We start from the raw sequence: 26,832 nt of genomic DNA, 5'->3' as shown, positions 1-26,832 counted from the left end.
CTTTTGCGTTTCTCAGGCGGCGCGGGCGGCAAGGGGAGCGGCTGTCAGCCGCGCGCCATCGTGGCCGGTTATTTCAGCTTCGACGATCTCTCCCGGCGCGCCGGTGGCGAGTGCGGCAAGCGTGAACCCTTCGGTGCGGCCAAGGCCGTCGCGCTCGATCAGGATCGACTGGCGGCTGCCGGCGAGCGAAGACAGATGGCGCTGGTAGGTCGCTTCGCCGGCTGCGCGCAGCCGGGCGGCGCGCTGCTTGACCAGCTCGCGGCGAACCTGCGGCATGCGCGCGGCGGGAGTGCCTTCGCGCGGTGAAAACGGGAAGACGTGGAGATGGGTCAGGCCGCATTCCTCGACGATTTTTTCGGAATTCTCGAACATGGCTTCGGTCTCGGTCGGGAAGCCGGCGATGATGTCGGCGCCGAAAACAATGCCGGGACGCAGCTTGCGCACATCCTCGCAAAAGCGGATCGACTGGTCGCGCAGATGCCTTCGCTTCATGCGCTTCAGGATCATGTCGTCGCCAGACTGCAGCGACAGATGCAGATGCGGCATCAGCCGCGGCTCGGTGGCGATGGCGTCGAGCAAGTCCTCGTCGGCCTCGATCGAGTCGATCGAGGACAGCCTGAGCCGCTTTACGTCGGGCACCTGCCTCAGGATGGTCTTCACAAGCTTGCCGAGCTTCGGCACACCAGGCAGGTCGGCGCCGAAAGACGTCATGTCGACGCCGGTCAGCACGATCTCGGCATAGCCGTTGCCGGCCAAGCGCTTGACCTGCTCGACCACGGCGCCCATCGGCACCGAGCGCGAATTGCCGCGGCCATAGGGGATGATGCAGAAGGTGCAGCGGTGGTCGCAGCCGTTCTGCACCTGCACGAAGGCACGTGCCCGGCCCTCGATGGCGTCGACCATGTGGCCGGCGGTTTCGCGCACCGAGAAGATGTCGTTGACGCGCGCCTTCTCGGTGTCGTTGACGCCGAAATCGGGCAGCGCGCGATAGGAATTCGCCTTGAGCTTTTCCTCATTGCCAAGCACGAGATTGACCTCGTCCATGGCGGCGAATTTTTCGGGCTCGGTCTGCGCGGCGCAGCCGGTGACGATGATGCGCGCGGCCGGGTTGTCGCGGCGCGCCTTGCGGATCGCCTGCCTGGCCTGGCGCACCGCTTCGCCGGTGACGGCACAGGTGTTGAAGATGACGGCGCCGCCGTCGAGCGCGCCGAGGCCCGCGCTTTCGGCCTCGCGCCGCATCACCTCGGACTCATAGGTATTGAGACGGCAGCCGAAGGTCACCACGTCGATGCGGCCGGGCTGCTTCGCCACGTCGACGCCTTTGGCAAGAGCGGACATCAGGCCGCGCTTTCGGTGTCGCGGGCCCATTGTCCGGTCGACGGATCGAAGCTGCCGGAAAATTCCCATTCGGCCGCCCCGGTCAGGATGACGTGGTCGTCATCGCGCCATTCGACATGCAGCGTGCCGCCGCCAGGCGTCAGCAGGTTGACGCTGCGGCCCGTGCGCCGGGTGCGGGCCGCTGCGACGACAGCCGCGCAGGACGCGGTGCCGCAGGCCTTGGTCAGGCCGGCGCCGCGCTCCCAGGTGCGGATGATCATGCTGTCGGGCGAGGTCACCTGCGCGATGGTTATGTTGGCGCGTTCGGGAAAGATCGGATGGTTTTCCAGAAGCGGGCCGAAACGGTCGAGTTCATAAGTCCAGACGTCGTCATCGACCCAGAAGATGGCGTGCGGGTTGCCCATCGAAACGGCGGAAGGCGAATGCAGCACAGGCGCGTCGATCGGGCCGACCTGCAACTCGATCATGCGGGTGTCGCGGAACTCCTCGGCCAGCGGAATGTCGCGCCAGCCGAAGCGCGGCGTGCCCATGTCGACAGAGATCGAGCCGTCGGCGTGTTCGCGGGCATTGAGGATGCCGGCCACGGTCTCGAAGGTGAAGGTCTTCACGCCGGTCTCGGCGGCCAGGGCCTGGACGACGCAGCGCATGCCGTTGCCGCAGGCCTGCGCTGCGGAGCCATCGGAATTCAGGATGTCGACGAAATAGGCGGTGCCTGGCGTCCTGGCGTCGTGGATCGCCATGATCTGGTCGAACCGCGTCGCGACGTCGCCATTGAGCGCGATGGCGGCCGCGGCCGTCACCCGATCCGCACGGCCACGCATGTCGGCAACGATGATCTCGTTGCCGATGCCGTTCATCTTGGCGAAAGGGGCCGTGCCTGCCATTGCTCCGAAATTCCATGTCCGTTCGGCGCTATATGGCGGAAACGGGCAGGAATTACCAGTGCGCAGCCGCTTTCACGCGACGGCGCCGGACTTACGTCACCGCGAAGACCCCCAGCAAGATCAACAGGAAGATCACGAGCACGACGCCGATGAGAATGCGCGCGCCGGTGGCGGCGGCGCCGGCCAGCGCCGGCATGCCGAGCAGGCTCGCCGCGGCGGCGACGATGAGAAGAATGATGATCCATTTGAGCATGGGAATGCCTCGTAAGCCGACAGATTTGAAACCGCAGGAAAAACGCGGCTGTCGTGCTTGGGTTCCCGCTCGTTTCGAAGCCTGGTCGGTTCAGGCCGCCGTCGTTTCCGGCACGTCCCAGACTTCGCCGGCCCGCAAGGCGCGAAAATGCTCTTGCGGTACACCCTCAGCCCCGAGCGCCTCGGCCAGTTTTCGGACCGGTTCGTCGATCGGCTCGTCGGTGAGCTGGAAGGTGCCCCAGTGGCAGCCGGCGGCAAAGCTTGCGTTGCACAGCTTCATGCCTTGCACCGCTTCCTCGGGATTCTGGTGCTGCGGGGCCATGAACCAGCGTGGCTCGTAGGCGCCGATCGGCAGGATGGCGAAGCGGAAGCCGCCATGTTTTTCCGCCATCAGCCGGTAGTTGATGCCGTCGTGGAAGCCGGTATCGCCGGCGAAGTAGGTCTTCCCGCCCGCTGTTTCGATGACGAAGCCGGCCCACAGCGCCATGCGCCGGTCGCGGGCACCCCGCGCCGACCAATGATGCGCGGGCTCGATGTGGATGGCGGTGCCGTCGGAGACGTCGACCCTGTCGCCCCAGTCATGCGCGGAAAGCCGCATGCCGGGCACCGCGGCGGCGATGATGGCATCGTTGCCGAGCGGCGTCACTACCAGCGGATCGTGCGTCTCCTTCAGCTTCCTCAGCGTGGCAAGGTCGAGATGGTCATAGTGGTTGTGGCTGACCAGCACGACGTCGATCGCCGGCAGATCGTCAAAAGCGATGCCCGGCGGATTGACGCGCCGGGGTCCGGCAAAGGAGAACGGCGAGGTGCGCGCCGACCACACCGGATCGGTGAGGATGTTGAGCCCGGCGGTCTGGATCAGCAAGGTGGAATGGCCAACCATGGTCACGGTCAGTTCGGTACCTTCGACCATCGCGGCCGGCCTTGCCTGTGCGAAGGGGCTCGGACTCGCAGGCGGCCATTTCGAACGCTGGCCGCTGAACTGCCATTTCAGCAGGTCCGTGAAGGGGCCAGGCATCCGGCCGTCGGGGTTGAAGAACAGGGTGCCGTCGAAATGATCGCTGGGCGGGCCGCTGTAGTAGCGGTTGGCGGCTTTGTGTCTCGCGGCCAAGGTCTGCGCTCCGGCGGGTTTCGGTGAACTCTTTGTTTTCACGCAATTCCCTGGGGGGAAGCGCTACGCGTTTTCCCGGGAAAACCGCTGCACACTTTTCCTGGGACTATTCTAGACATAAGCCTTGCCGCGGCTGGCGCAAGCGTTTGCCGGCCGAAGGCCAAGGGGGACGAAGCGGCCTCGGCTAGGATCGCGGATCAGGAGGAGGACGCCATGGCGATGAAGCGGACGAAGACGCTCTGGATGAAGGCCGAGGATTTTGGCCGCTCGCTGCCGCGCGGCGTCGGCGTCAATTTGCTGGTGACCGACATGCCGGCGATGGAAGCCTTCTGCCGCGACGTGCTTGGCGCCCGGGTCATCTATGCCGACGAGGATTTCGCGGCGATCGAGCTTCTGGGGTCGGTATTCATGCTGCATGCCGACCATTCCTATCTCGACAACCCGATGACGGGCTCCATCACGGGCGCCGAGACACGCGGTGCTGGCATCGAATTGCGCCTCTATGGCGCCGATCCCGACGCGATCGAGGCGGCGGCGCTGGATCATGGCCACATCGTGCTGGCCGGCGCCGTCGACAAGCCGCATGGTCTGCGCGAGTGCTATATCGTGGGGCCGGACGGATATGTGTTCGTCCCAAGTGCCGCCCTGGCGTGATGATTGCGATAAATTTGCAACAATCTTGCCGCAAACCCTATTTTAACCATATCGGGTTGAAATTTCGCCACCTTCTCCATCTTGGTGGAGGTGAGATTGCGCGGACGGCACCCCCAGCCGATTCCGACGGAGGTTGTAATGAATTTTGCGAAAGGCGGCCTGGTGGCCGTATCCCTGGCGGCGCTCGTTGCGAGCGGCTGCTCAACCTCACGCTTCTCGTCGATGGACGACCAGCAGCCCGCCCCGCTGCAGCCGGCGCCTGCCGGCCAGGTGAGCTCGAATCAGCTGCCGCCGCCGGCGTCCCCCGGCACCACCGACCCGTCTCAATTCCCGACCGCGCCGGCAAACACGCAGGTTGCCTCGCTGCCGCCGGATGGCGCGGCGCCTGCGGGTGCCGCGGATCTCAACGCGGCAAGCGTCGCCGGTGTCTGGAACGTCAGCGTTTCCGGCCAGAGCTGCAAGGTGGCGACGCCACAGACCAAGTTCGGCGCCGGCTTCCGCGCCGGTCCGCTGCACTGCCCGGCGCCGATCGACGGCATCAAATCGTGGAACGTCGCCGGCAAGCAGCTGACGCTTTATGACGAGAATGGCGGTTCGCTGGCACGTCTCTATTCGTCGGGCGGCTCGAAATTCGACGGCCAGACTTCCAACGGGCAACCGATTTCGCTTACAAGATAGGCTGGGTATGCCGGTATTCAGGTGATGCCGGCCTGCGAATCGCGGCTTCCTGCCCTTTCGGCTCGGCCTGGCCTGAATCTCAACATACCTTCTCTCTTGAGCATACCGCTCCGAACAACGACGTGACCGATGCATCTGCGTGACGGCCTCCAGACCCATGCGACCGTCCGGCAGCGCTACGACCATCTGGTGGTATCAGGCGCGATCGGACGCGACCCCGCGCAGGAGGAGATCGCCGCCGCGCTCGACCGGCTGACCGACGAGATCTCGGCCAAGCGGCTTGCGCAAAAGTCCAGCGCGCTGGGCTGGCTGTTTGCCCGCAAGCGCGAGACGCAGGAGGCGGTCAAGGGCCTCTACATCCATGGCGGCGTCGGGCGCGGAAAGACCATGCTGATGGACATGTTCTTCGAACTCTTGCCGGTCAGGCGCAAGCGCCGCGTCCATTTCAACGACTTCATGGCCGACGTGCAGGACCGCATCCAGAAGCACCGGCAGGCGCGCAAGGAAGGCACGGTCAGGGAAGACGATCCGATCCCGCCGGTGGCCAAGGCGCTCGCCGAGCAGGCCTGGGTGCTGTGCTTCGATGAATTTTCGGTCACCGACATCGCCGACGCCATGATCCTGTCCAGGCTGTTCTCGGCACTGTTCGCCAGTGGGGTCGTGCTCGTCGCCACCTCGAACGTGGCGCCTGAAGACCTCTACCGTGACGGGTTGAACCGCCAGCTCTTCCTGCCGTTCATCGCCATACTGAAACGCCATGCTGAGGTGCTGTCGCTGGACAGCGACAAGGACTACCGGCTGGAAAAGCTTGCCCGCACGCCTGTCTACGTCATGCCGGCGGATGCGGCTGCCGACGAGGCGCTCGACGAGGCCTGGCAGGCGATGACGCACGGGGCGCCGACGGCCGAGACGTCGCTGACGCTGAAGGGCCGCAAGGTGGCCGTGCCGGCCGCCGCCGGCGATGCGGCGCGCTTCTCCTTTGCCGACCTGTGCGAAAAGCCGCTCGGCGCGCGCGATTACCTGGCGATCGCCGGCCGGTTTTCGACCGTCTTCATCGACCATGTCCCGGTGCTGGGCGAAGGCAAGCGCAACGAGGCCAAGCGCTTCATCCTGTTGATCGATACGCTCTACGACCATCATGTGCGCCTGGTGGTGAGCGCGGATGCGCCGCCGCACGAGCTTTATGTGGCTAGGCGCGGCGTCGAGGTGTTCGAATTCGAGCGCACGGCCTCGCGTCTGATCGAGATGCAGAGCCGCGACTGGCTGGACGATTGGGCCGTGCGGCGGAAGGCGAAGGCTGCCCCGGCTGACGCGTCACGGGCGCAGGCCACCATGCCTTCGTCATCCTAGGGCGAAGCGACGCAAGCGGAGCGCGGACCCTAGGGATGACGGCGGTAGCGGGGCTTCGATCGTCCCGCTAAAGTCGATACACATACATCACAAAGCTCTCCGCCTCGGCATGCGGCTTGCGCGCCTCGTAAAGCGCTCGGGCCGGCAGATTGTCAAGTTCGGTGCCGACCCAGGCCTCCTCGCAACCATGCTCCCTGCCGAGCGCGAACATGGCGTCGAGCATTTTGCGCGCAATGCCCTGGCGCCGGAAGGCCGGCGAGACGCCGACCTCGTCGATATAAAGTTCGGTCGGCTTGTCCGGATGGCGGTGGATGACCGCCGCGCATTGGCCGACGACCAGGCCCTCGACGAGGGCGACCATCATGAAATGGCCCGATTGCGCGAGATAACTGGCCAGGCGATCGGGCCGGACCGGCTCGTCGAACACGTCGTCGGCAACCCGCATCACAAGGGCGTCATCGCCGGGATAGAGCCTTCTGATCTCGACCGTCATTGTGTAAATTCTCCCAAGTCGGCTTACAAATTTTGACGTTTACGTAAATCCCAAGCACTCTAACCGATTGAAAATGCAGGGGTTGAAATAATCGTTTGAATTTATTTCGCACCAGAGCTATTGGGTGCGGCGATATCAGCGGTTCCCCGCAGCATTCCGGCCTCTTCCTCGACGCCGTGTTGGCGTCGCCACAGACAAAGGGAAATCATCCTCACATGGCACGCAACAAGATAGCGCTTATCGGCTCTGGCATGATCGGCGGCACGCTCGCGCATATGATCGGCCTCAAGGATCTCGGCGACGTGGTCCTGTTCGATATTGCCGAGGGTATTCCGCAGGGCAAGGGGCTCGATATCGCGCAGTCATCGCCGGTCGATGGTTTCGATTCCCGGCTGACCGGCGTCAACGACTATGCCGGCATCGAGGGCGCTGATGTCTGCATCGTCACCGCCGGCGTGCCGCGCAAGCCGGGCATGAGCCGCGACGACCTGCTGGGCATCAACCTGAAGGTCATGGAGCAGGTCGGCGCCGGGCTGAAGAAGTACGCGCCGAAGGCCTTCGTCATCTGCATCACCAATCCGCTGGACGCCATGGTGTGGGCGCTGCAGAAGTTTTCGGGCCTGCCCAAGACCCATGTCGTCGGCATGGCCGGCGTGCTGGACAGTGCGCGTTTCCGCTATTTCCTGGCCGAGGAGTTCAAGGTCTCGGTCGAGGACGTCACCGCCTTCGTGCTCGGCGGCCACGGCGATTCCATGGTGCCGATGATCCGCTATTCGACGGTGTCGGGCATTCCGCTTCCAGACCTGATCAAGATGGGCTGGACTTCGAAGGAAAAGCTCGACCAGATCGTGCAGCGCACCCGCGACGGTGGCGCCGAGATCGTCGGCCTCTTGAAGACCGGCTCGGCCTATTACGCACCGGCGGCCTCGGCGATCCAGATGGCCGAATCCTATCTCAAGGACAAGAAGCGCGTGCTGCCGTGCGCGGCGCACCTCTCCGGCCAGTATGGCGTCAAGGGCACCTATGTCGGCGTTCCCGTGGTGATCGGTGCCGGCGGTGTCGAGCGCGTCATCGAGATCGACCTCAACAAGGCCGAGCAGAAGATGTTCGACACCTCGGTGGCGACCGTGCAGGGCCTGACCGAGGCCTGCGTCAAGATCGCGCCGCAACTCGCCTCGAAGTGACCTCCCCAACATCACCCCCGGCAAACGACCTGGAGATAGTTCCCCATGAACATCCATGAATATCAAGGCAAGGCGCTGCTGAAGAGCTTTGGCGCGCCGGTGGCCGAAGGCGTGCCGGTGTTCAAGGCAAGCGAGGCGGAAGCCGCCGCGCAAGCGCTGCCCGGCCCGCTTTATGTGGTGAAGAGTCAGATCCATGCCGGCGGCCGTGGCAAGGGCAAATTCAAGGAGCTCGGCCCCGACGCCAAGGGCGGTGTGCGGCTGGCGAAGTCGGTCGCCGAGGTGGTCGCCAACGCCAATGAGATGCTCGGCCACACGCTGGTCACCAAGCAGACCGGTCCGGCCGGCAAGCAGGTCAACCGTCTCTATATCGAGGACGGCGCCGATATCGAGCGCGAGCTTTATCTGTCGATCCTGGTCGACCGTTCGGTCGGCCGCATCGCTTTCGTCGTCTCGACCGAAGGCGGCATGGACATCGAGGGTGTTGCCCACGACACGCCGGAAAAGATCATCACCGTCGCCATCGATCCGGAAAAGGGCGTGACGGCGGATGATGTCAAGGCGCTCAATGGCGCGCTGAAGCTCGACGGCGACGCGGCCAAGGATGGCGGCACGCTGTTCCCGATCCTCTACAAGGCCTTTGTCGAGAAGGATATGAGCCTGCTCGAGGTCAACCCGCTGATCGTCATGAAGAACGGCCGGCTGCGCGTGCTCGACGCCAAGGTTTCGTTCGACAACAACGCGCTGTTTCGCCACCCCGACCTGATGGAACTGCGCGACACCACCGAAGAGGACGAGAAGGAGATCGAGGCGTCGAAATACGACCTCGCCTATGTCGCGCTCGACGGCAATATCGGCTGCATGGTCAACGGCGCCGGCCTTGCCATGGCGACCATGGACATCATCAAGCTCTATGGCGCCGAGCCCGCCAACTTCCTCGACGTCGGCGGCGGCGCGTCGAAGGAGAAGGTGACGGCGGCGTTCAAGATCATCACCAAGGACCCGGCGGTGAAGGGCATCCTGATCAACATCTTCGGCGGCATCATGAAGTGCGACATCATCGCCGAAGGCGTGATCGCCGCGGTCAAGGAAGTCGGCCTGAAGGTGCCGCTGGTGGTGCGCCTTGAAGGCACCAATGCCGAGCTCGGCAAGAAGATCATCAACGACAGCGGCCTGAACGTCGTGTCCGCCGACGATCTCGACGACGCGGCCAAGAAGATCGTTGCGGCGGTGCAGGGCTGAGCCGGTGCCTCCGCGCAAGATAAACCTGGTCGAGGCGGCGGATCGCAAGATCACGAAAGTCTTCGATCCGCATGTCGCCGGCGACGTCAATGACAGCCAGGCCAAGGTCGCCAAGTTCGGCGAGGCCTTCGACTGGCACGCGCATGACAATGAGGACGAAGCTTTCCTGGTACTGCGGGGCAGGATCGCCATCGATTTTCGCGATGGGCCGGTCGAGCTCGGCGAGGGCGACTTCATCGTCGTGCCGCGCGGTGTCGAGCACCGGCCGCGCTCGCTGACATCAGAGCCCGTGGTGCTGATGTTCGAGCCGGCGACGACGCTCAATACCGGTAATGCCAAGAGCGATCTGACCGTCACCGATCTGAAGCGGCTCTGACCATGAACGCGGCGTCCTTCTCTTCGCTCTCGGCCGACCACCAGCGCCTGCAGGCGCTGGTCGGTGCGTGGCGCGGCGAGGAAGAGGTGGCGGACACGCAATGGGCCGATGGCGGTGCGGCGACCAGCGAAGTGCTGGCTGAGGCACAGTTCGGCGGCCAGTTCGTGGTGCAGCGTTATCGCCAGCGCCGCGACGGCACGATTTCCTTCGGTTCGCACAATGTGTTCGGCTTCGACCAGCCGAACAGCCTCGTCACCATGCACCAGTTCGATTCGATGGGCTTTGTACCGGCCTCGCCGGCCACGGGCACGTGGAACGGCAGCGAGCTCAATCTGGAGCGGTCGTCGCCGCGCGGCGCGGCGCGCGTGACGTATATTTTCGACGATGCCGACACCTACCGCATGCGACTGCATTTCAAACCCGCCGGCAGCGATGGCTGGCAAGACATGGTGAGTGGCGTCTACCGGCGCGTCTCGCCTTCCTCGATCAACAGTTTTTAGAAAAGGGCTCCGATGTCCATTCTCGTCGACAAGAACACCAAGGTGCTGGTGCAGGGCCTGACCGGCAAGACCGGCACGTTCCACACCGAACAGGCGCTGGCCTATCACGGGACAAAGATGGTCGGCGGCATCCACCCCAAGAAGGGCGGCGAGACCTGGACCGGCTCGAAGGGCGAGAGCCTGCCGATCTTCGCCACCGTCGCCGAAGGCAAGGAAAGGACGGGCGCCAATGCCTCCGTCATCTATGTGCCGCCGGCGGGTGCGGGCGAAGCCATCATCGAGGCGATCGAGGCGGAAATCCCGCTCATTGTCTGCATCACCGAAGGCATTCCGGTGATGGACATGGTCAAGGTCAAGGCGCGGCTCGACCGCTCCAAGTCGCGGCTGATCGGGCCGAACTGCCCGGGCGTGCTCACCCCCGACGAATGCAAGATCGGCATCATGCCCGGCAACATCTTCCGCAAGGGTTCGGTCGGCGTTGTTTCGCGCTCGGGAACGCTTACCTATGAGGCTGTGTTCCAGACCACCAATGTCGGCCTCGGCCAGACCACCGCCGTCGGCATCGGCGGCGATCCCGTCAAGGGCACCGAGTTCATCGACATGCTCGAGATGTTCCTTGCCGACGACGAGACCAAGTCGATCATCATGATCGGCGAGATCGGCGGCTCGGCCGAGGAAGACGCCGCGCAGTTCCTCAAGGACGAGGCCAAGCGCGGCCGCCGGAAACCGATGGCGGGCTTCATCGCCGGGCGCACCGCACCGGCCGGCCGCACCATGGGTCATGCGGGCGCGGTCATCTCCGGCGGCAAGGGCGGCGCCGAAGACAAGATCGCGGCGATGGAATCGGCAGGCATCAAGGTTTCGCCCTCGCCGGCGCGGCTGGGCACGACCTTGGTCGAGGCGATCAAGGGTTAAGTGAGTAGGCAGTAGTGAATAGGGACTAACGGTGAGTAGCAGCTGACTGCTCACCATTCCCTTCAAAAGGAGACGGAGCCAGGCTCCGCGGACAAAAATGGCACGACAAGATCAGGCCAACGACCAGTTTTCGCTCACCTCATTCCTCTATGGCGGCAATGCCGATTACATCGACGCACTCTACGCCGCCTATGAGGACGATCCTGCATCGGTCAATCCCGAGTGGCAGGAGTTCTTCGCCGGACTGAAGGACGATGCCGGCGATGTGCGCAAGAACGCCAAGGGCGCTTCCTGGGCCAAGCCTTCCTGGCCGCTGCAGGCCAATGGCGAACTGGTGTCGGCGCTCGACGGCAATTGGGGCCTCGTCGAGAAGCACCTGGAAAAGAAGGTCAAGGACAAGGCGGTCACCAACGGGGTCGTGCTGTCCGACGCCGACGTGCACCAGGCGACGCGCGATTCGGTGCGCGCCATCATGATGATTCGCGCCTTCCGCATGCGCGGCCATCTGCACGCCAATCTCGACCCGCTCGGCATTGCCAAGCTCGAAGACTATAACGAGCTGTCGCCGGAGAATTACGGCTTCACCGAAGCCGACTATGACCGGCCGATCTTCCTCGACAATGTGCTTGGGCTCGAATTCGGCAGCATCCGGCAGATGCTGGAGATACTCACCCGCACCTATTGCTCGACGCTCGGCGTCGAGTTCATGCATATTTCCGATCCCGAGGAGAAAGCCTGGATCCAGGCGCGTATCGAAGGCGCCGACAAGGAGATTTCCTTCACCGCCACCGGCAAGAAGGCGATCCTGCAGAAGCTGGTCGAGGCGGAAGGCTTCGAGCAGTTCATCGACGTCAAGTACAAGGGCACCAAGCGCTTCGGCCTGGACGGCGGCGAATCGCTGATCCCGGCGCTGGAGCAGATCGTCAAGCGCGGCGGCCAGCTTGGCATGAAGGAAATCGTGCTCGGCATGGCCCATCGCGGCCGGCTGAACGTGCTTTCCCAGGTCATGGCCAAGCCGCACCGCGCCATCTTCCACGAGTTCAAGGGCGGCTCGGCCGCCCCCGACGAGGTCGAAGGCTCGGGCGACGTGAAGTACCATCTCGGCGCCTCGTCCGACCGTGAGTTCGACGGCAACAAGGTGCACCTGTCGCTGACCGCCAACCCCTCGCATCTGGAAATCGTCGACCCGGTGGTGATGGGCAAGGCGCGGGCCAAGCAGGATTATCTGTTCGGCCGCGGCCGCGAGGAGATCGTGCCGCTGGAAGAGCGCGCCAAGGTGCTGCCGCTCTTGCTGCACGGCGACGCCGCTTTCGCCGGCCAGGGCGTGATCGCCGAAATCCTCGGCCTGTCGGGCCTGCGCGGCCACCGCGTCGCCGGCACGCTGCACTTCATCATCAACAACCAGATCGGCTTCACCACCAATCCGCGTTTCTCGCGCTCGTCGCCTTATCCGTCCGACGTCGCCAAGATGATCGAGGCGCCGATCTTCCACGTCAATGGCGACGACCCGGAAGCCGTGGTGCACGCCACCAAGGTGGCGATCGAGTTTCGCATGAAGTTCCACAAGCCGGTGGTCGTGGACATGTTCTGCTACCGCCGCTTCGGCCACAATGAGGGCGACGAGCCGGCCTTCACGCAGCCGCTCATGTACCGCAACATCCGCACCCACAAGACGACGGTGCAGATCTATGGCGACCGGCTGATCGCCGAAGGCCACATCACCCAGGCCGAACTCGACCAGCTCAAGGCCGACTGGCGCGCGCATCTGGAAGCCGAATGGGAAGTCGGCCAGGCCTACAAGCCCAACAAGGCCGACTGGCTCGACGGCGCCTGGTCGGGCCTGCGCACGGCCGACAACCAGGACGAACAGCGGCGCGGCAAGACCGCCGTGCCGGTCAAGACGCTGAAGGAAATCGGCAAGAAGCTGACCGAGGTGCCGAAGGATTTCGAGGCGCACAAGACGATCATCCGCTTCCTCGAGAATCGGCGTCAGGCGATCGAGTCCGGCGAAGGCATCGACTGGTCGACGGCGGAGGCGCTGGCCTTCGGCGCGATCCTGCTCGACGGCAACCCGATCCGGCTTTCGGGCCAGGATTCCGAGCGCGGCACCTTCTCGCAGCGCCATTCCGTGCTTTACGACCAGCGCGACGAGACCCGCTACATCCCGCTCAACAATCTGTCGGCGGCGCAGGCCGGCTACGAAGTCATCAACTCGATGCTGTCGGAAGAGGCGGTGCTAGGCTTCGAATACGGCTACAGCCTGGCCGAGCCGAAGGCGCTGACCTTGTGGGAGGCGCAGTTCGGCGACTTCGCCAACGGCGCCCAGGTGGTGTTCGACCAGTTCATATCGTCGGGCGAGCGCAAATGGCTCAGAATGTCGGGCCTCGTCTGCCTGCTGCCGCACGGCTATGAAGGCCAGGGCCCGGAGCATTCCTCGGCCCGGCTGGAACGCTTCCTGCAGCTTTGCGCCGAAGACAACATGCAGGTCGCCAACTGCACGACGCCGGCCAACTACTTCCACATCTTGCGCCGGCAGCTGAAGCGCGACTTCCGCAAGCCGCTGATCCTGATGACGCCGAAGTCGCTGCTGCGCCACAAGCGGGCGGTGTCGACGCTGCCGGAAATCTCGGGCGAAAGCTCGTTCCACCGGCTGCTGTGGGACGATGCCCAGCTGCTGCCCAACCAGGCGATCAAGCTCACCAAGGATTCCAAGATCCGCCGCGTCGTGCTGTGCTCGGGCAAGGTCTATTACGACCTCTACGAGGAGCGCGAGAAGCGCGGCATCAACGACATCTACCTGCTGCGCGTCGAACAGCTCTACCCGTTCCCGGCCAAGGCGCTGATCACCGAGCTGTCACGCTTCCGGAACGCCGAGATGGTGTGGTGCCAGGAGGAACCCAAGAACATGGGCGCCTGGTCGTTCATCGATCCGTATCTGGAATGGGTGCTGGCGCATATCGACGCCAAGCATCAGCGGGTGCGCTACACCGGCCGTCCCGCGGCCGCGTCGCCGGCGACCGGCCTGATGTCGAAGCACCTTGCCCAGCTCGCCGCCTTGCTCGAAGACGCGCTCGGCGAATAGGCAGAACTGGGCGAATAGAACTGAACCGAAAGAACGGACAGGCACAATGGCTACCGAAATCCGCGTCCCCACCCTGGGCGAATCCGTCACCGAAGCGACCGTCGGCAAATGGTTCAAGAAGGTCGGCGATGCCATTGCCGCCGACGAGCCGCTGGTCGAGCTCGAGACCGACAAGGTGACGGTGGAAGTGCCTGCCGCCGCCGCCGGCACGCTCGGCGAAATCACTGTAAAAGAAGGCGAGACGGTCGGCGTCGGCGCGCTGCTCGGGTCGATTTCGGGCGGTGGGGCGGCTGCTCCCGCCACCAAGCCGCAAGCGGTGGCGCAGGCGTCCAGCCCCGACGCGGCGCAGACCACCAAGCAGGCCGCGGCCGAGACCGCCAAGGTTGCCGGCGATGCGGGCGCGGTCGAGCCGCGCACCATGCCGCCGGCCCCGGCGGCGGCAAAACTGATCGCCGAGAACAATCTGTCGGTCGACCAGCTTTCCGGCTCGGGCAAGCGCGGTCAGGTGCTGAAGGGCGACGTGCTCGACGCCATCTCCAAGGGCGCGCCGTCGCAGCCAGCCGAAACGCCAAAGGCGGCGCCGGCACCGGTTGCCGTGCGCGCGCCGTCGTCCGGCGACGATGCTTCGCGCGAGGAGCGCGTGCGCATGACCAAGCTGCGTCAGACCATCGCGCGCCGGCTGAAGGAAGCGCAGTCGACCGCCGCCATGCTGACCACCTTCAACGAAGTCGACATGTCGGCGGTGATGGCGCTCAGGACCAAATACAAGGACGTGTTCGAGAAGAAGCACGGCGTGAAGCTCGGCTTCATGGGTTTCTTCACCAAGGCCGTCACCCACGCGCTGAAGGAAATCCCGGCGGTCAATGCCGAGATCGACGGCACCGACATCATCTACAAGAACTTCGCCCATGTCGGCGTCGCGGTAGGCACCGAAAAGGGTCTCGTGGTTCCGGTCGTGCGCGATGCCGACCAGATGTCGATTGCCGAGATCGAGAAGGATATCGGCCGGCTGGGCATCGCCGCGCGCGACGGCAAGCTGTCGGTCGCCGACATGCAGGGCGGGACCTTCACCATCTCCAATGGCGGCGTCTATGGCTCGCTGATGTCGACGCCGATCCTCAACGCGCCGCAGTCGGGCATTCTCGGCATGCACAAGATCCAGGACCGGCCGGTCGTGGTCGGCGGCCAGATCGTGATCCGGCCGATGATGTATCTGGCGCTCAGCTACGATCACCGCATCGTCGACGGCAAGGAAGCGGTGACCTTCCTGGTGCGCGTCAAGGAAAGCCTGGAGGATCCGGAACGGCTGGTGCTTGATCTCTGAGGCGGTCGGATGGCGGGTTGCGGCAGGGGTGGCCAATGACGGCCCGTTTGCTTGGGCTCGCCGGACCGGTCGTGCTGGTGGCCGGCATTCTCGCGCCTGTTGCAAATGCCCAGGCCGCCTGTCCAATCAAGCTTGCCGTTTACGGCGATGCACAAAGTGGCGCCGAGATCGACTTCACCCCGACAGGCACCTCGGCCACAGTCACCAACACGTTTCGCTTGATCCTCGACAACAATGTGGTGCTGAACGGCATCGTCATGTGGACCCAGGACGTATCGCGGCCAAACGGCGCGCTGATGTACAAATGCCCGGAGGGTGACGTGACCGGCGCCGAGCTTGCCGCCTGCACGTTGTGGAACGGCGTCATCTATACGGCCGATGACAAGGGCGCTGTCGGCCTGTTGCCGGCCGAGGGCGTAGAGGCGCCAAAGACGCTGATCCTGCCCGATCTCGGGCCGGTGCTACGGCAATCCCGGGCCTATGGCGGCAGCGGCTTTTCGAAGGTGCCGTCGGATGTGTTCTCGATGAAGGGGTGCCAGGAATGACCACGGTGCAAAAAGTGCTGCTGGTCACCGGCGGCAGCCGCGGCATCGGCGCCGCTATCTGCCGGCTCGGAGCCAAGGCCGGCTATCGTGTCGCGGTCAATTACGCCTCCAACAAGGCTGCCGCCGATGCGCTGGTTGCCGAGATCAAGGCCGGCGGCGGCGACGCTGTTGCCGTCAGGGGCGATATCGGCAAGGGAACCGACATCGTGGCCATGTTCGGCGCCGTCGACCGCGCCTTTGGCAGGCTCGATGCCTTCGTCAACAATGCCGGCATCGTCGACGTCAAGGCGCGCGTCGACGAGATGGATGTGTCGCGGCTTGAGCGCATGATGCGCATCAACGTCGTGGGCTCGTTCCTGTGTGCCCGGGAGGCGGTCAAGCGCATGTCGACGCGGCATGGCGGTTCGGGCGGCGCGATCGTCAACATCTCTTCGGCGGCGGCGATGCTGGGCTCGCCGGGTGAATATGTCGACTATGCCGCCTCCAAGGGCGCCATCGACACCTTCACCGTCGGGCTTGCCCGCGAGGTGGCTCTGGAAGGCATCCGCGTCAATGCGGTGCGGCCTGGGATCATCGACACCGAAATCCACGCCTCCGGCGGCCAGCCCGACCGCATCGAACGGTTCCGCGACCTGCTGCCGATGAAAAGAGCCGGTACCGCGGATGAAGTCGCGGGCGCGGTCCTCTATCTTTTATCCGACGCCGCGTCCTATACGACGGGCGCGATCCTGAATGTCAGCGGCGGCCGCTGAGCCCCAAGCAAAAGGGAAACAAACATGGCTTATGACGTGGTTATCATCGGCTCTGGACCGGGCGGCTATGTCTGCGCCATCAAGGCGGCACAGCTCGGGCTGAAGGTCGCGGTGGTCGAGAAGAACGCTACCTTCGGCGGCACCTGTCTCAACATCGGCTGCATCCCGTCCAAGGCGCTGCTTCATGCCTCGGAGATGTTCGCCGAGGCCGGCCATTCCTTCGACACGCTCGGCGTCGAGATACCGGCGCCCAAGCTGAACCTGAAGAAGATGATGGCGCACAAGGACGCGACGGTGTCGGCCAACGTCAACGGCGTCGCCTTCCTGTTCAAGAAAAACAAGATCGATGCCTTCCGCGGCACCGGCAAGGTTGTCGCCGCCGGCAAGGTCTCGGTGACCGGCGAGGACGGCAAGGTCGAGGAGATCGAGACCAGGAACATCGTCATCGCCACCGGCTCCGACGTCGCCGGCATTCCCGGCGTCAAGGTCGACTTCGACGAGAAGGTGATCGTGTCGTCGACGGGCGCACTGTCGTTGGAGAAGGTTCCCGGCCATCTGGTGGTGGTCGGCGGCGGTGTCATCGGGCTCGAGCTCGGCTCGGTCTGGGCACGGCTCGGCGCCAAGGTCACCGTGGTCGAGTTCCTCGACACCATCTTGGGCGGCATGGACGGCGAGGTGTCGAAACAGTTCCAGCGGCTGCTCTCCAAGCAGGGCTTCGAGTTCAAGCTCGGCGCCAAGGTCACCGGCGTCGCCAGGGCCAAGAAGGGCGCGACCGTCACCTTCGAACCGGTGAAGGGCGGGGCGGCTGAGACCATCGATGCCGACGTCGTGCTGATCTCGACCGGGCGCCGCGCCTTTTCAGACAGCCTTGGGCTGAAGGAAGCGGGCGTCGAGGTCGACGAGCGCGGCCGGGTCAAGACCGATGGGCATCTCAGGACCAACGTGCCCGGCATCTATGCCATCGGCGATGTCATCGCCGGGCCGATGCTGGCGCACAAGGCCGAGGACGAGGGCGTGGCGGTGGCCGAAACCATCGCCGGCCAGGCCGGCCACGTGAACTATGATGTCATACCGAGCGTCGTCTACACCAGTCCGGAAATCGCCTCGGTCGGCAAGAGCGAGGAGGAGCTGAAGAAGGCCGGCATCGACTACAAGGTCGGCAAATTCCCCTTCACCGCCAACGGCCGCGCCCGCGCCATGCTGCACACCGACGGTTTCGTGAAGATCCTCGCCGACAAGCAGAGCGACCGCGTGCTCGGCGTGCATATCGTCGGCTTCGGCGCCGGCGAGATGATCCATGAGGCGGCGGTGCTGATGGAGTTCGGCGGCTCGTCGGAGGATCTGGCCCGCACCTGCCACGCGCATCCGACGATGTCGGAAGCGGTGAAGGAAGCGGCGCTGGCCACGTTCTTCAAGCCGATCCACATTTAGGGTTGTCTTGATATTCAGGTGATGCCGGCCTGCGAACGACGGGTCGGTTCGGCCTGCCCTGAATCTCAAAACACCCCGTGCCCGTCGCCCAAAACAAAACGGCCCGCCATTCGGCGGGCCGTTCGTCTTTGATATCGAGCCGATCAGTTGGCCGGTGCCGGAGCCGGTGCCGGAGCTGGCGCGGGGGCCGGCGCTGGGGCCGGCGCGGGCGCTGGTGCAGGAGCCGGGGCGGGCGCGGGCGCCGGTTCGGCTGGCTTGGCCGGTTCGGCAGGCTTCATCGGTTCAGCCGGCGCGGGCGCCGGGGCCGGTGTGCTGGCTGCTGGCGGCTCTGCGGGTGCCGGGTGCTCGCCGCTTCTTCCGAAAACGTAATACGCGACAATCGCCAGAATAACGACGACCAGGGCAATCAGCCAAGGGCTGCCGCCGCCGCCGCTTGGCCTGGGAGTGTCGTTTGGTGTGTTCGCCATGAAAGTGTCCTCCGTGGATGAAAATTATCAATCAACAGACATCAACGCGCTATCGTTGAACAGGTTTCACGCTAGCGAAGGGACACGCCGAAAATACGACGGGCAGATCCGCCAGTTGCCATCCGACTCAATTGACAGCGGCGACAGTATAGCCGGCTTTACGAAAATCCTCGACCAGTCCCTCTGGATCGGGAAGTGCGGCCCGCCGACCGCGATGAAAGCGTCGGTCAGGCGGCGTTTCGCCACGCAGCCAGCCACACCAGCGGATGCTATCGTTGGTTACGAGGGATTTGCCGGTATGACGCCCACTGCACGGACTTTTCCTGATCCCGAAGGTGCTCTTGCCGGCGCTCAGTTCGCCGACCGATATGTGCTGATAACCGATGGCCTTGCCCTGACCGCCATTGGCGCGGCCGAACGCGTGCTGGGGCGGACACCGGGATGGGTCGGCCTGCTGACGCAGCTGCGCAACCTCGCCGTCAGGCCATTTGGGCTGAAAACGGGGGCGGAACCCGACGCGCCGCCGGAAAGCAGGATCGGCATATTTCCGCTCATCAGCCAGACACATGGCAGGGTCGTCCTTGGGCTGGACGACCGGCATCTCGATTTCCGCATCCTGGTGGAGGTGAACGATCTCGGCGCGGGCCGGCAGGAGGTGGCTGCGTCGACGATCGTGAAGACGCATAATCTGCTTGGGCGGACCTATCTCGCCATCATCATGCCGTTTCACCGCATCATCGTTCCGGCGATGCTGGCTCAGGTCTTGATCAAATAGGGCTTAAAGCCCCACCGCCGTGACGGTATAGCCGGCTTTGCGGAAATCCTCGACCAGTCCCTCGGGACCGGGAAGATGCAGCGCGCCGACCGCCATGAAGGCGTTGCCCTTGGCCAGGATCGGCCCGGCATGATCGACCATCACCTTGTTGCGGCTGGTGATCATGGTCTCCTCGAAGGCGGCGTAGCCCGCAGGGTCGTTCTGCTCGTCGGGCATGGCGGCGCGGAACAGCGGCCAGAACATGCCGGTGTCGCCACGCTGGTAGAGCACGATCATGGTCTCGTTGATGTCGTTGACCTTGTCGCCCAGCTTCAGCGTGTCGACCAGACCCTTCATGTGAAAGGCGAGCGGCAGCGAAGCCATGGCGCGCAGCTGGCTCTCGGCTGTTTCCAATCCTTCCACCGGCTTGCCCGCCGCCTTGGCGCTCTCGGCCAGCTTGACGTCAAGCACCGGCGCTCCGCTGGACTGGCGGGCGAGTTCGCAAGCCGGAAGCGCCATCATGGCCGACAGCATCCACGGCTTCATCTTGGCGACCGTTGCCGGCGGGATGCCGCGCGCGTCGAGCGCGGCGTTCATGGCTGCCGCCTCGTCCGGCGACAGCAATGACGACAGCGTCGTGGAGTCGGTGAACATCATCAGGTCCGGCTCCTTCAGCATCGCCGTCATCATCTTCTGCTTGTCGAGCACGTCGGTGGTCTCGATGATGAGGGTGCCGGCGGCGTCAAAGGCCTTCTGTGCATAGGCCGGCAGCGTGGTGACGCGCGGATCGGTCATGTGCATGGTGCCGAACAGGTAGGATGGCTGTTCGCCTGATTTTTCCAGCTTCCACAGCAGACCCTTGCCGTTGAGCGTGGCAGCGGCCTCCGCCTCGATCTTGTCGTAGGTGGCGGGGCTGCCCTTCTGCAAGGCCGACAGCATGTCGGCGCCAGTGCAGGTCGGGATTTCCGCGTGCGCCCTGCCGGCCGCGAACAGCAGGACAGCAAGGAAGGATAGGAAAAACAGCACGTTGAGCGCGACAAGCAGCTTCAGCGAGATGGAAGCTGCACGGTCGGCGATGGCGATGACGCGTTTCATGATCCCATTCCTAGGACCGAAAAGCGGCAAAACCGTTAATCGGGACGGCAAAATTGAAGGGTTCAGGCTCTGGGATGGGCCGATTCGTAGATTTCCAGCAGTCTCGTCGTGTCGACGCCGGTGTAGATCTGCGTCGTCGACAGGCTGGCGTGGCCGAGCAATTCCTGGATGGTGCGCAGATCGCCGCCTCGGCCGAGCAGATGAGTGGCGAAGGAATGGCGCAAGGCATGCGGTGTCGCTGTATCGGGCAGGTTGAGCGCCGAGCGCAGTTTTGCCATGTCGCGCTGGATGATGGCCGGGTTGAGCGGGCCGCCGCGCGCGCCCCGAAACAGCAACTCCTTTGGATCGAGATGGTAGGGACAGAGCCGGCGGTATTCGGCGATAGCCCTGAGCGCGACCGGCAGCACCGGCACCAGCCGCGTCTTGCCGCCCTTGCCGGTGACGCGCAGCACGGTGTAGGCTTCAGATGCCAAATCGGCGGCGCTGAGGCCAAGCGCTTCCGAAATGCGCAGGCCCGAGCCGTAGAGCAGCGTCAGCACGGCGGCGTTGCGGGCGGCGATCCAGGGTTCTTCGGCCAGTTGACCCTCGACGGAGACCACCTGCCTGGCATCGCTCGCCGTCAGCGGCTTGGGCAGCGATTTGGGCTGGCGTGGCGCCCGCAGGGCCGCGGCGCCCGCCGCATTGGCCAGGCCTCGCCGTTCGAGGAATCGCAGCAGCGAGCGGATGCCTGCCAGCCCGCGGCCGAGCGTGCGAGCGCCGGCGCCGGCATTGCGCCGGGTGGCGAGGAATCCGCGCAGATCGGCCGGGCGCAGATTGGCGATATCGGAAATGCCGGGCGGTCCGCCGATATGGCCGGTGAGGAAGTGCAGGAACTGGCGAGAATCGCGCTCATACGCCTCGACGGTTTGCGGCGACAGCCGGCGTTCGCGCGCCAGCATCTTCAGCCAGTTTTCACGCGCCGCCTGGAGATCGGGTTTTGCCGGTATGAGGAATTCCTGCATCGGGTCTGTTCCGGTTCGCGGTCATTTTCCGGCAGCCGGGTTAGGAAGCGGTGAAGAGCCCGTCATTGAAATGACGGCGGGGCGGCGCTAGAGCAGGGACAAAGGATTTTTCGCCATGAGCAAGCTCCAAAACCCCGTCCAGATGGCCGTGATCGGTGCCGCCCACGGCATCAAGGGCGAGCTCCGGGTGAAAACCTTCACCGGCGATCCAATGGCGCTGGCAGACTACGGGCCGCTCTACGCCAGGGACGGCCGTGCCTTCCAGATCACCGACATAAGGCCCGCCAACACCGTTGTCGTGGTGCGCTTCAAGGGCGTCAGCGACCGCAACGCGGCCGAAGCGCTCGCCGGCACGGAGCTGTTCGTCGACCGTTCGATGCTGCCGGACGATGGCGAGGAGGACGAATTCTACCATGCCGACCTGATCGGGCTGGAAATCCGGGATGATACCGGTGCTGCCATCGGCAAGGTCGTCGCGGTGCACAATTTCGGCGGCGGCGACATCCTCGATGTGACGCTCGCCGGGCGCAAGGGCGTGCTGATCCCGTTCACGCAGGCCGCCGTGCCTGCCGTGTCGATCGCCGAGGGGTTCGTCCGCGTCGACCCGGTGGCGGCCGGCCTGGTCGAGGACGAGGATGGCGAGGCGCCGCGCGAGGACGATTTCGATCCCAAGGGCCGGCCGCGCGGACCGCGTGACGCCGGGGGCAACCGGTGAGCTTTGCCGCGTCGGTGCTGACGCTCTATCCCGAGATGTTTCCGGGCGCGCTCGGCCTGTCGCTGGCCGGGCGGGCGCTGGAGGCGGGCACCTGGTCGCTTGATGCGATCCAGATCCGCGACTTCGCCACCGACCGCCACCGCACCGTCGACGACACGCCGGCCGGCGGCGGCGCCGGCATGGTGATGCGCGCCGATGTGCTGGCGAAGGCGATCGACCATGCCTCGCCGCCGGGAGATGCGCGCCCCCGCCTGCTGATGAGCCCGCGCGGCAAACCACTGACGCAGGCGCGCGTGCGCGAACTCGCCGCCGGGCCGGGCGCTGTCATCCTGTGTGGCCGCTTCGAAGGCGTCGACCAGCGGGTGATCGACGCGCGGGGCCTAGAGGAAGTCTCGATCGGCGATTTCATCCTGTCGGGCGGCGAACCGGCAGCACTCGTGCTGCTCGACGCGGTGGTGCGGCTGTTGCCCGGCGTGATGGGCAATGCGGTCTCCGGCGAGGAAGAGAGTTTCGAGAACGGCCTGCTCGAACATCCGCATTACACGCGGCCGCAAGAGTTCGAGGGCAGGCCGATTCCGGACGTACTGATCTCCGGAAATCACAAGAAGATCGCCGAATGGCGGCGGGACCAGTCAGAGCGGCTGACGAAGGAGAGGCGGCCCGATCTTTTGAGCGCTCAGCCCTTGGTGAAATAGTAAAAAGCCAGAAACAGGCCGACGGCGACGACGAAGCCGCGCACCGCGTTCTGCGGCACGCGCTTGGCGATCCAGACGCCGGCATAGCCGCCCAGCGCTCCGCCCGGGATCATGACGATCGCCTGCGGCCAGGCGACGACACCGCCCGAGACGAAGACGACGATGGCGACTGCCGCGATGACCACGGCCAGCATGTTCTTCAGCGCGTTCAGCCGGTGGTAGTCGCCGGCCTGGGTCAGACCGAGCGTTGCCAGCATCATCACGCCCATGCCGGCGCCGAAGAAGCCGCCATAGATGGCGGTGATGAACTGCGCCAGCGAACCGGCGAGCGAGCCCACGGCCGCTTCGTGTCCGGCTTTCGGCGCCGGCTTCAGCCATGGTCCGGCGGCAAACAGCGCGGTCGCGCCCAAAAGCAGCCATGGCACCAATGCCCGAAAGGATGGATTGTCGAGCGCGAGCAGAATCAGCGCGCCGGCCATGGCGCCGATGGCGGAGATCAGGCAGAGCAGCAGCGCGCCGCGCCAGAAGTGCCTGATGTCGTCCCAGTAGGCGAGCGTCGAGGTGATGTAGCCGGGAAATTGCGTTACCGAGGAGGTGGCGTTGGCGACGATCGGCGGCACGCCGATCAATGTCATGGCGCCAAAGGTGATGAAGGTGCCGCCGCCGGCGACCGCGTTGGCGGCGCCTGACAGAAAGCCCGCCAGGAAGAGCAGGATGGCATCGAAGACTGACATGGAAGGCCGCCGTGAAGAACTGTGCTATTTCTGGCTTAGGAAGCTTGCCGGACCGGCGCAACCCGGCACGACAGGATTACGATGGTGCCATGCCGGGAGCCATGCCGGCAAAAAATGCATGGCCAAGGCGTGACAAAGCGCCGAAATAGCTGTATGTGCCCGCCCGTACCGGCAAGAACAATCTTCCGGACCCGTCAACAATGACGGTGTAGTCGCCCCTGTCCGATGTTTTAAAGACAATTGTCTTGGAGACAAAGGGCATAGCCGAGCGGTCAATGGAACGGCAAGGCAAGCGTAGGGCGCTCTGACTGTCGGAAGAACAAGAAGTGGATTTCAAGATGGATCTCATCCGTCAGCTCGAGGCCGAACAGGCCGCCAAGATCGAAGCCAAGCGCAAGCTTCCCGAATTCCAGCCCGGCGACACCGTGCGCGTCCAGGTCCGCGTGACCGAAGGCACCCGCACCCGCGTCCAGGCCTATGAGGGCGTCGTCATCGCCCGCGCCGGTTCCGGCTTCCAGGAAAATTTCACCGTCCGCAAGATCTCCTATGGCGAAGGCGTCGAGCGCGTGTTTCCGGTGTTCTCGCCGATGGTCGAAGGCGTCGAGATCGTGCGCCGCGGCAAGGTGCGCCGCGCCAAGCTCTATTACCTGCGCGACCGTCGCGGCAAGTCGGCCCGTATTTCGGAAAACACCGGCGTGCGCGCCCGCAAGCTCAACGATGAGGAGCGCGATGCGCTGAACGCCGAGAAGGCCCGCATCGAGGCCGAGAAGGTCGCCGCCGCCCAGGCGCTGGCCGCCGAGACGGCCGCCAAGGAAGCCGCCGAGAAGAAGGCGGCCGCCGAGGCCGAAGCAGCCAAGGCCGCCGCGGAAGCCACTCCGGCCGAATAAGGTTTCGGAAATCCATTCAAAAGGCGGCTTCGGCCGCCTTTTTCGTTTTGGCGAACAGCCAGGCATTCTACCGTGGTTCTTCGTGTTTACGGACACCTTGGCGATTGGCCGAGACATCTGTGTGTCGTCATCCACGGGCGAAGCAAGGAGCGAAGCGACGCGGCGCAGACCCGAGGATCCATGCCGCAACTTCTGAGCGCCGCTACGGTGCAGAGCTGGCTCCGGTGAGCGCGACCCCATCTGAACCGCTGTGCTAGGTTGACCATCACGGCATGGATCCTAGGGTTTCCGCGACGTCGCTTCGCGACTGCTACACCCTAGGATGACGAAGTCTGGGATTCCCATCCTCTAAGATAGCGAAAACACAGCGGCAGGGAGCTTGACGCCTGATTATATTGTGTACTAACTAATCGTGTACAAATTAATTGGAGACTACGATATGGCACTCTACACCACACAGGCTCGCGTCACCGGCGGCCGCGCCGGCCATGGCGAGACCGCTGACGGTTTGCTCAAGGTCGACCTGGCGATGCCCAAGGAGCTCGGCGGGCCGGGCGGCGCCACCAATCCCGAGCAGCTCTTCGCCATCGGCTATGCCGCCTGCTTCGAAAGCGCCGTCCGCTTCGTCGCGCGCAAGCAGAAGCTGCCGCTCGCGGATGCCGCGGTAACCTCCACGGTCAGCCTGCTTCCCAATGGCGAGGGCTTCAGGCTCGGCGTCGCGTTGGCGGCGGAGACGAAAGGCCTTGATCAGGCGGCCGCGGAAGCGCTTGTATCGGCGGCGCATCAGATTTGCCCCTATTCGAACGCCATCAGGGGCAATGTCGAAGTGGCGCTTTCGGTAAAGGCGGTATGACGGCAAAGGTCGAAACGAAAGCCAGCGAAGTCCCGGCGGAAGCCGCCGGGGCGATCCCCGTGCCACGGCTCGATCAGCAGCTCTGCTTCGCGCTCTATTCGGCGAGCGGGCTGATGACTAAGCTCTACCGGCCGCTGCTCGATCCGCTTGGCCTGACCTATCCGCAATATCTGGTGATGCTGGCGCTGTGGGAACGCGCGCCGAGCACGGTGGGCGACCTTGGCGAGGCGCTCGGCCTGGATTCGGCGACGCTGACGCCGCTGCTCAAGCGGATGGAGGCGGGCGGGCTCGTCACCCGCCGGCGCGATGCCGCCGATGAGCGCCGGGTGCTGGTCGAGCCGACGGCCAAGGGCCAGGCCCTGCGCGCGAACATGAAGGATGTGCAGACCGCGCTCGATTGCGGCATGCCGCTGGAGCGGACCGAGCTCAAAACCCTACACGGCACGCTCACCCGCCTGGTCGCGGGATTGCGCGAAGCCACGATTGACCAAGATTGATCGCGGCAAGGACTGTCCTCAAAACCGCCTCCCAGAAGCCGGGAATCCACGTTGACGCGTAACGTCGCAGTGGACCCGTCTTGCAAGGCGCTTGCGGAAAGCTAAAGTCGGCGCTGGATTTTCCTGCCGCGCCGGCATCGCGCGGCCAATCATTTCGGGGGTGTGTCGTGACAAAATCAAAATTGCTGCTGGCCGGCCTGTTGGCTCTGGTCCTGGCGCCCGTTGCCGCCTTCGCGCAGGCGCTGCCCGATCTCGGCGGCAAGAAGGTGGTGGTGGTGACGGAAAACGCCTATCCGCCGCTGCAGTTCATCGATGCCAAGACCGGCAAACAGATCGGCTGGGAATATGACGCGATGAACGAGATCGCCAAGCGGCTCAATTTCAAGGTCGAGTACCAGAACACCTCCTGGGACGCGATGATCCAGGCGGTTTCCGACAACCAGTACAACATCGGCATGACCGGCATCACCATCAAGGACGACCGCAAGGAGAAGGTGGATTTCTCCGATCCCTACATGCGCTCGGAACAGTTCATGCTGGTGCGCGGCGATGAAAGCCGCTTCACCGACGCCAAGACCTTCGGCGCCTTCAAGGACGGACTGATCGGCGCGCAGGCAGGCACGACGCCGTTCTACACCGCCGTCTACAGCGTGCTCGACGGCAACGAGCAGAACCCGCGCATCAAACTGTTCGAGACGTTCGGGGCCACGGTACAGGCGCTGAAATCCGGCGACGTCGATGTCGTGCTGACCGACGGCACCGCCGGCAAGGGCTATGTCGACGCTTCGGCGGGCAAGCTGAAGCTGATCGGCGGCCCGCTCGGCACCGAGGATTTCGGCTTCATCTTCCCCAAGGGGTCGGACCTGGTGAAGCCGGTCAACGCCGCGATCGCCGCGCTCAAGGCGGATGGCACGCTGGATGCGCTGAACAAGAAGTGGTTCCTTGATTACAAGATGGGGCAGTGAGCCCATCTTGGTGCGCGCAGTGGATTTGCAGGAAATTGCGCTGACTCGGCGCGATTTCCTT

Annotated in this window: 28 protein-coding genes; 20 read left to right on the top strand and 8 right to left on the bottom strand. The window is 64.5% G+C overall.

The window, feature by feature from the left end:
* Positions 1-12: 12 nt before the first annotated feature.
* The 4 genes from mtaB to EN824_RS24745 form a co-directional block, all read right to left on the bottom strand.
* Positions 13-1,338 carry a tRNA (N(6)-L-threonylcarbamoyladenosine(37)-C(2))-methylthiotransferase MtaB gene (gene mtaB / locus EN824_RS24760; protein WP_127872814.1) on the bottom strand — a complete coding sequence of 442 codons (1,326 nt, stop codon included), beginning with the start codon at positions 1,336-1,338 and terminating at the stop codon, positions 13-15.
* Positions 1,338-2,222, bottom strand: coding sequence for a diaminopimelate epimerase (dapF, locus tag EN824_RS24755; RefSeq protein ID WP_135863427.1), 885 nt, complete (start codon positions 2,220-2,222; stop codon positions 1,338-1,340). Before dapF ends, mtaB begins: the two co-directional genes overlap by 1 nt.
* A gap of 91 nt (positions 2,223-2,313) precedes the next feature.
* Entirely contained in the window at positions 2,314-2,475 is a 162-nt protein-coding gene (locus EN824_RS24750; protein WP_127281226.1) for a DUF1328 family protein, read from the bottom strand.
* 90 nt (positions 2,476-2,565) lie between these two features.
* Positions 2,566-3,585 (bottom strand): MBL fold metallo-hydrolase, encoded by a 1,020-nt coding sequence (locus EN824_RS24745; RefSeq protein WP_127872816.1) that lies wholly within the window; start codon positions 3,583-3,585, stop codon positions 2,566-2,568.
* A gap of 213 nt (positions 3,586-3,798) precedes the next feature.
* On the opposite strand from EN824_RS24745, the gene EN824_RS24740 reads away from it, so the two are divergent.
* The 3 genes from EN824_RS24740 to zapE all read left to right on the top strand — a co-directional run bounded on the left by EN824_RS24740 (position 3,799) and on the right by zapE (position 6,267).
* Positions 3,799-4,239, top strand: a complete 441-nt coding sequence (locus EN824_RS24740) for a hypothetical protein (protein WP_127872817.1) — start codon at positions 3,799-3,801, stop codon at positions 4,237-4,239.
* 138 nt (positions 4,240-4,377) lie between these two features.
* The gene (locus tag EN824_RS24735) at positions 4,378-4,917 is read left to right on the top strand and encodes a protease inhibitor Inh/omp19 family protein (RefSeq protein ID WP_127872818.1); all 540 of its coding nucleotides are present in this window, start codon (positions 4,378-4,380) and stop codon (positions 4,915-4,917) included.
* Positions 4,918-5,046: 129 nt separating this feature from the next.
* Complete coding sequence (zapE, locus tag EN824_RS24730; RefSeq protein WP_135932791.1) at positions 5,047-6,267, top strand: cell division protein ZapE; 1,221 nt, start codon at positions 5,047-5,049, stop codon at positions 6,265-6,267.
* A gap of 67 nt (positions 6,268-6,334) precedes the next feature.
* Here zapE and EN824_RS24725 read toward each other — a convergent pair whose 3' ends face one another.
* Complete coding sequence (locus EN824_RS24725; RefSeq protein WP_135932790.1) at positions 6,335-6,760, bottom strand: GNAT family N-acetyltransferase; 426 nt, start codon at positions 6,758-6,760, stop codon at positions 6,335-6,337.
* A 215-nt stretch (positions 6,761-6,975) separates the two neighbouring features.
* Between EN824_RS24725 and mdh the strand changes: the two genes are divergently transcribed.
* The 11 genes from mdh (at position 6,976) to EN824_RS36700 (ending at position 19,350) form a co-directional block, all read left to right on the top strand.
* Positions 6,976-7,944: a malate dehydrogenase gene (mdh, locus tag EN824_RS24720; RefSeq protein WP_135932789.1), complete on the top strand. Its 969-nt coding sequence runs from the start codon at positions 6,976-6,978 to the stop codon at positions 7,942-7,944.
* A 45-nt stretch (positions 7,945-7,989) separates the two neighbouring features.
* Positions 7,990-9,183, top strand: coding sequence for an ADP-forming succinate--CoA ligase subunit beta (sucC, locus tag EN824_RS24715; RefSeq protein ID WP_127872821.1), 1,194 nt, complete (start codon positions 7,990-7,992; stop codon positions 9,181-9,183).
* A gap of 4 nt (positions 9,184-9,187) precedes the next feature.
* Positions 9,188-9,559 (top strand): cupin domain-containing protein, encoded by a 372-nt coding sequence (locus EN824_RS24710; protein ID WP_135916568.1) that lies wholly within the window; start codon positions 9,188-9,190, stop codon positions 9,557-9,559.
* Between the two features lie 2 nt (positions 9,560-9,561).
* Entirely contained in the window at positions 9,562-10,059 is a 498-nt protein-coding gene (locus EN824_RS24705) for a DUF1579 family protein (RefSeq protein ID WP_135932788.1), read from the top strand.
* 12 nt (positions 10,060-10,071) lie between these two features.
* Entirely contained in the window at positions 10,072-10,974 is a 903-nt protein-coding gene (gene sucD, locus EN824_RS24700) for a succinate--CoA ligase subunit alpha (protein ID WP_135932787.1), read from the top strand.
* Between the two features lie 97 nt (positions 10,975-11,071).
* Entirely contained in the window at positions 11,072-14,056 is a 2,985-nt protein-coding gene (locus tag EN824_RS24695) for a 2-oxoglutarate dehydrogenase E1 component (RefSeq protein ID WP_135932786.1), read from the top strand.
* Between the two features lie 46 nt (positions 14,057-14,102).
* Complete coding sequence (odhB, locus tag EN824_RS24690) at positions 14,103-15,380, top strand: 2-oxoglutarate dehydrogenase complex dihydrolipoyllysine-residue succinyltransferase (protein WP_135932785.1); 1,278 nt, start codon at positions 14,103-14,105, stop codon at positions 15,378-15,380.
* A 35-nt stretch (positions 15,381-15,415) separates the two neighbouring features.
* Entirely contained in the window at positions 15,416-15,925 is a 510-nt protein-coding gene (locus EN824_RS24685; RefSeq protein WP_245521006.1) for a hypothetical protein, read from the top strand.
* Positions 15,922-16,677 carry an SDR family oxidoreductase gene (locus EN824_RS24680; protein WP_135932784.1) on the top strand — a complete coding sequence of 252 codons (756 nt, stop codon included), beginning with the start codon at positions 15,922-15,924 and terminating at the stop codon, positions 16,675-16,677. Before EN824_RS24685 ends, EN824_RS24680 begins: the two co-directional genes overlap by 4 nt.
* A gap of 24 nt (positions 16,678-16,701) precedes the next feature.
* Positions 16,702-18,108, top strand: coding sequence for a dihydrolipoyl dehydrogenase (gene lpdA, locus EN824_RS24675; RefSeq protein ID WP_135916571.1), 1,407 nt, complete (start codon positions 16,702-16,704; stop codon positions 18,106-18,108).
* 465 nt (positions 18,109-18,573) lie between these two features.
* Entirely contained in the window at positions 18,574-19,350 is a 777-nt protein-coding gene (locus EN824_RS36700; RefSeq protein WP_335930844.1) for a DUF2867 domain-containing protein, read from the top strand.
* 3 nt (positions 19,351-19,353) lie between these two features.
* On the opposite strand, the gene EN824_RS24660 is transcribed toward EN824_RS36700, so the two are convergent.
* Together EN824_RS24660 and EN824_RS24655 are read right to left on the bottom strand one after the other, a co-directional pair.
* Positions 19,354-20,424: a TraB/GumN family protein gene (locus EN824_RS24660; protein ID WP_127276291.1), complete on the bottom strand. Its 1,071-nt coding sequence runs from the start codon at positions 20,422-20,424 to the stop codon at positions 19,354-19,356.
* 62 nt (positions 20,425-20,486) lie between these two features.
* Positions 20,487-21,425, bottom strand: coding sequence for a tyrosine recombinase XerC (locus tag EN824_RS24655; protein ID WP_135916572.1), 939 nt, complete (start codon positions 21,423-21,425; stop codon positions 20,487-20,489).
* A gap of 115 nt (positions 21,426-21,540) precedes the next feature.
* On the opposite strand from EN824_RS24655, the gene rimM reads away from it, so the two are divergent.
* Together rimM and trmD are read left to right on the top strand one after the other, a co-directional pair.
* Complete coding sequence (gene rimM / locus EN824_RS24650) at positions 21,541-22,140, top strand: ribosome maturation factor RimM (protein ID WP_127276297.1); 600 nt, start codon at positions 21,541-21,543, stop codon at positions 22,138-22,140.
* Positions 22,137-22,835 carry a tRNA (guanosine(37)-N1)-methyltransferase TrmD gene (trmD, locus tag EN824_RS24645; protein ID WP_127872825.1) on the top strand — a complete coding sequence of 233 codons (699 nt, stop codon included), beginning with the start codon at positions 22,137-22,139 and terminating at the stop codon, positions 22,833-22,835. The genes rimM and trmD overlap by 4 nt, the downstream gene beginning before the upstream one ends.
* On the opposite strand, the gene EN824_RS24640 is transcribed toward trmD, so the two are convergent.
* The gene (locus EN824_RS24640) at positions 22,817-23,569 is read right to left on the bottom strand and encodes a sulfite exporter TauE/SafE family protein (protein WP_127281190.1); all 753 of its coding nucleotides are present in this window, start codon (positions 23,567-23,569) and stop codon (positions 22,817-22,819) included. The genes trmD and EN824_RS24640 overlap by 19 nt on opposite strands.
* Before the next feature lie 338 nt (positions 23,570-23,907).
* On the opposite strand from EN824_RS24640, the gene rplS reads away from it, so the two are divergent.
* The 4 genes from rplS (at position 23,908) to EN824_RS24615 (ending at position 26,771) form a co-directional block, all read left to right on the top strand.
* Positions 23,908-24,456, top strand: a complete 549-nt coding sequence (gene rplS, locus EN824_RS24630) for a 50S ribosomal protein L19 (protein ID WP_096451662.1) — start codon at positions 23,908-23,910, stop codon at positions 24,454-24,456.
* 439 nt (positions 24,457-24,895) lie between these two features.
* Complete coding sequence (locus tag EN824_RS24625) at positions 24,896-25,309, top strand: organic hydroperoxide resistance protein (protein WP_127276798.1); 414 nt, start codon at positions 24,896-24,898, stop codon at positions 25,307-25,309.
* Entirely contained in the window at positions 25,306-25,806 is a 501-nt protein-coding gene (locus tag EN824_RS24620) for a MarR family winged helix-turn-helix transcriptional regulator (protein ID WP_127872826.1), read from the top strand. Before EN824_RS24625 ends, EN824_RS24620 begins: the two co-directional genes overlap by 4 nt.
* A gap of 167 nt (positions 25,807-25,973) precedes the next feature.
* Positions 25,974-26,771, top strand: a complete 798-nt coding sequence (locus tag EN824_RS24615; RefSeq protein ID WP_127276794.1) for a transporter substrate-binding domain-containing protein — start codon at positions 25,974-25,976, stop codon at positions 26,769-26,771.
* The last annotated feature ends 61 nt before the right edge of the window (positions 26,772-26,832 follow it).

It is taken from the genome of Mesorhizobium sp. M8A.F.Ca.ET.181.01.1.1, assembly GCF_004792025.1.
GTDB lineage: Bacteria > Pseudomonadota > Alphaproteobacteria > Rhizobiales > Rhizobiaceae > Mesorhizobium.
The sequence above is the reverse complement of the archived record's forward strand: the minus strand, read 5'-3'. Positions and strand labels throughout refer to the sequence as shown.

Excerpts from the sequence above, each read along its gene's own strand:
- mtaB (WP_127872814.1), bottom strand. The coding sequence starts at position 1,338 with ATGTCCGCTCTTGCCAAAGGCGTCGACGTGGCGAAGCAGCCCGGCCGC.
- dapF (WP_135863427.1), bottom strand. The coding sequence starts at position 2,222 with ATGGCAGGCACGGCCCCTTTCGCCAAGATGAACGGCATCGGCAACGAG.
- EN824_RS24750 (WP_127281226.1), bottom strand. The coding sequence starts at position 2,475 with ATGCTCAAATGGATCATCATTCTTCTCATCGTCGCCGCCGCGGCGAGC.
- EN824_RS24740 (WP_127872817.1), top strand. The coding sequence starts at position 3,799 with ATGGCGATGAAGCGGACGAAGACGCTCTGGATGAAGGCCGAGGATTTT.
- EN824_RS24735 (WP_127872818.1), top strand. The coding sequence starts at position 4,378 with ATGAATTTTGCGAAAGGCGGCCTGGTGGCCGTATCCCTGGCGGCGCTC.
- zapE (WP_135932791.1), top strand. The coding sequence starts at position 5,047 with ATGCATCTGCGTGACGGCCTCCAGACCCATGCGACCGTCCGGCAGCGC.
- EN824_RS24725 (WP_135932790.1), bottom strand. The coding sequence starts at position 6,760 with ATGACGGTCGAGATCAGAAGGCTCTATCCCGGCGATGACGCCCTTGTG.
- mdh (WP_135932789.1), top strand. The coding sequence starts at position 6,976 with ATGGCACGCAACAAGATAGCGCTTATCGGCTCTGGCATGATCGGCGGC.
- sucC (WP_127872821.1), top strand. The coding sequence starts at position 7,990 with ATGAACATCCATGAATATCAAGGCAAGGCGCTGCTGAAGAGCTTTGGC.
- EN824_RS24705 (WP_135932788.1), top strand. The coding sequence starts at position 9,562 with ATGAACGCGGCGTCCTTCTCTTCGCTCTCGGCCGACCACCAGCGCCTG.
- sucD (WP_135932787.1), top strand. The coding sequence starts at position 10,072 with ATGTCCATTCTCGTCGACAAGAACACCAAGGTGCTGGTGCAGGGCCTG.
- EN824_RS24695 (WP_135932786.1), top strand. The coding sequence starts at position 11,072 with ATGGCACGACAAGATCAGGCCAACGACCAGTTTTCGCTCACCTCATTC.
- odhB (WP_135932785.1), top strand. The coding sequence starts at position 14,103 with ATGGCTACCGAAATCCGCGTCCCCACCCTGGGCGAATCCGTCACCGAA.
- EN824_RS24685 (WP_245521006.1), top strand. The coding sequence starts at position 15,416 with ATGACGGCCCGTTTGCTTGGGCTCGCCGGACCGGTCGTGCTGGTGGCC.
- EN824_RS24680 (WP_135932784.1), top strand. The coding sequence starts at position 15,922 with ATGACCACGGTGCAAAAAGTGCTGCTGGTCACCGGCGGCAGCCGCGGC.
- lpdA (WP_135916571.1), top strand. The coding sequence starts at position 16,702 with ATGGCTTATGACGTGGTTATCATCGGCTCTGGACCGGGCGGCTATGTC.
- EN824_RS36700 (WP_335930844.1), top strand. The coding sequence starts at position 18,574 with ATGAAAGTGTCCTCCGTGGATGAAAATTATCAATCAACAGACATCAAC.
- EN824_RS24660 (WP_127276291.1), bottom strand. The coding sequence starts at position 20,424 with ATGAAACGCGTCATCGCCATCGCCGACCGTGCAGCTTCCATCTCGCTG.
- EN824_RS24655 (WP_135916572.1), bottom strand. The coding sequence starts at position 21,425 with ATGCAGGAATTCCTCATACCGGCAAAACCCGATCTCCAGGCGGCGCGT.
- rimM (WP_127276297.1), top strand. The coding sequence starts at position 21,541 with ATGAGCAAGCTCCAAAACCCCGTCCAGATGGCCGTGATCGGTGCCGCC.
- EN824_RS24640 (WP_127281190.1), bottom strand. The coding sequence starts at position 23,569 with ATGTCAGTCTTCGATGCCATCCTGCTCTTCCTGGCGGGCTTTCTGTCA.
- rplS (WP_096451662.1), top strand. The coding sequence starts at position 23,908 with ATGGATCTCATCCGTCAGCTCGAGGCCGAACAGGCCGCCAAGATCGAA.
- EN824_RS24625 (WP_127276798.1), top strand. The coding sequence starts at position 24,896 with ATGGCACTCTACACCACACAGGCTCGCGTCACCGGCGGCCGCGCCGGC.
- EN824_RS24620 (WP_127872826.1), top strand. The coding sequence starts at position 25,306 with ATGACGGCAAAGGTCGAAACGAAAGCCAGCGAAGTCCCGGCGGAAGCC.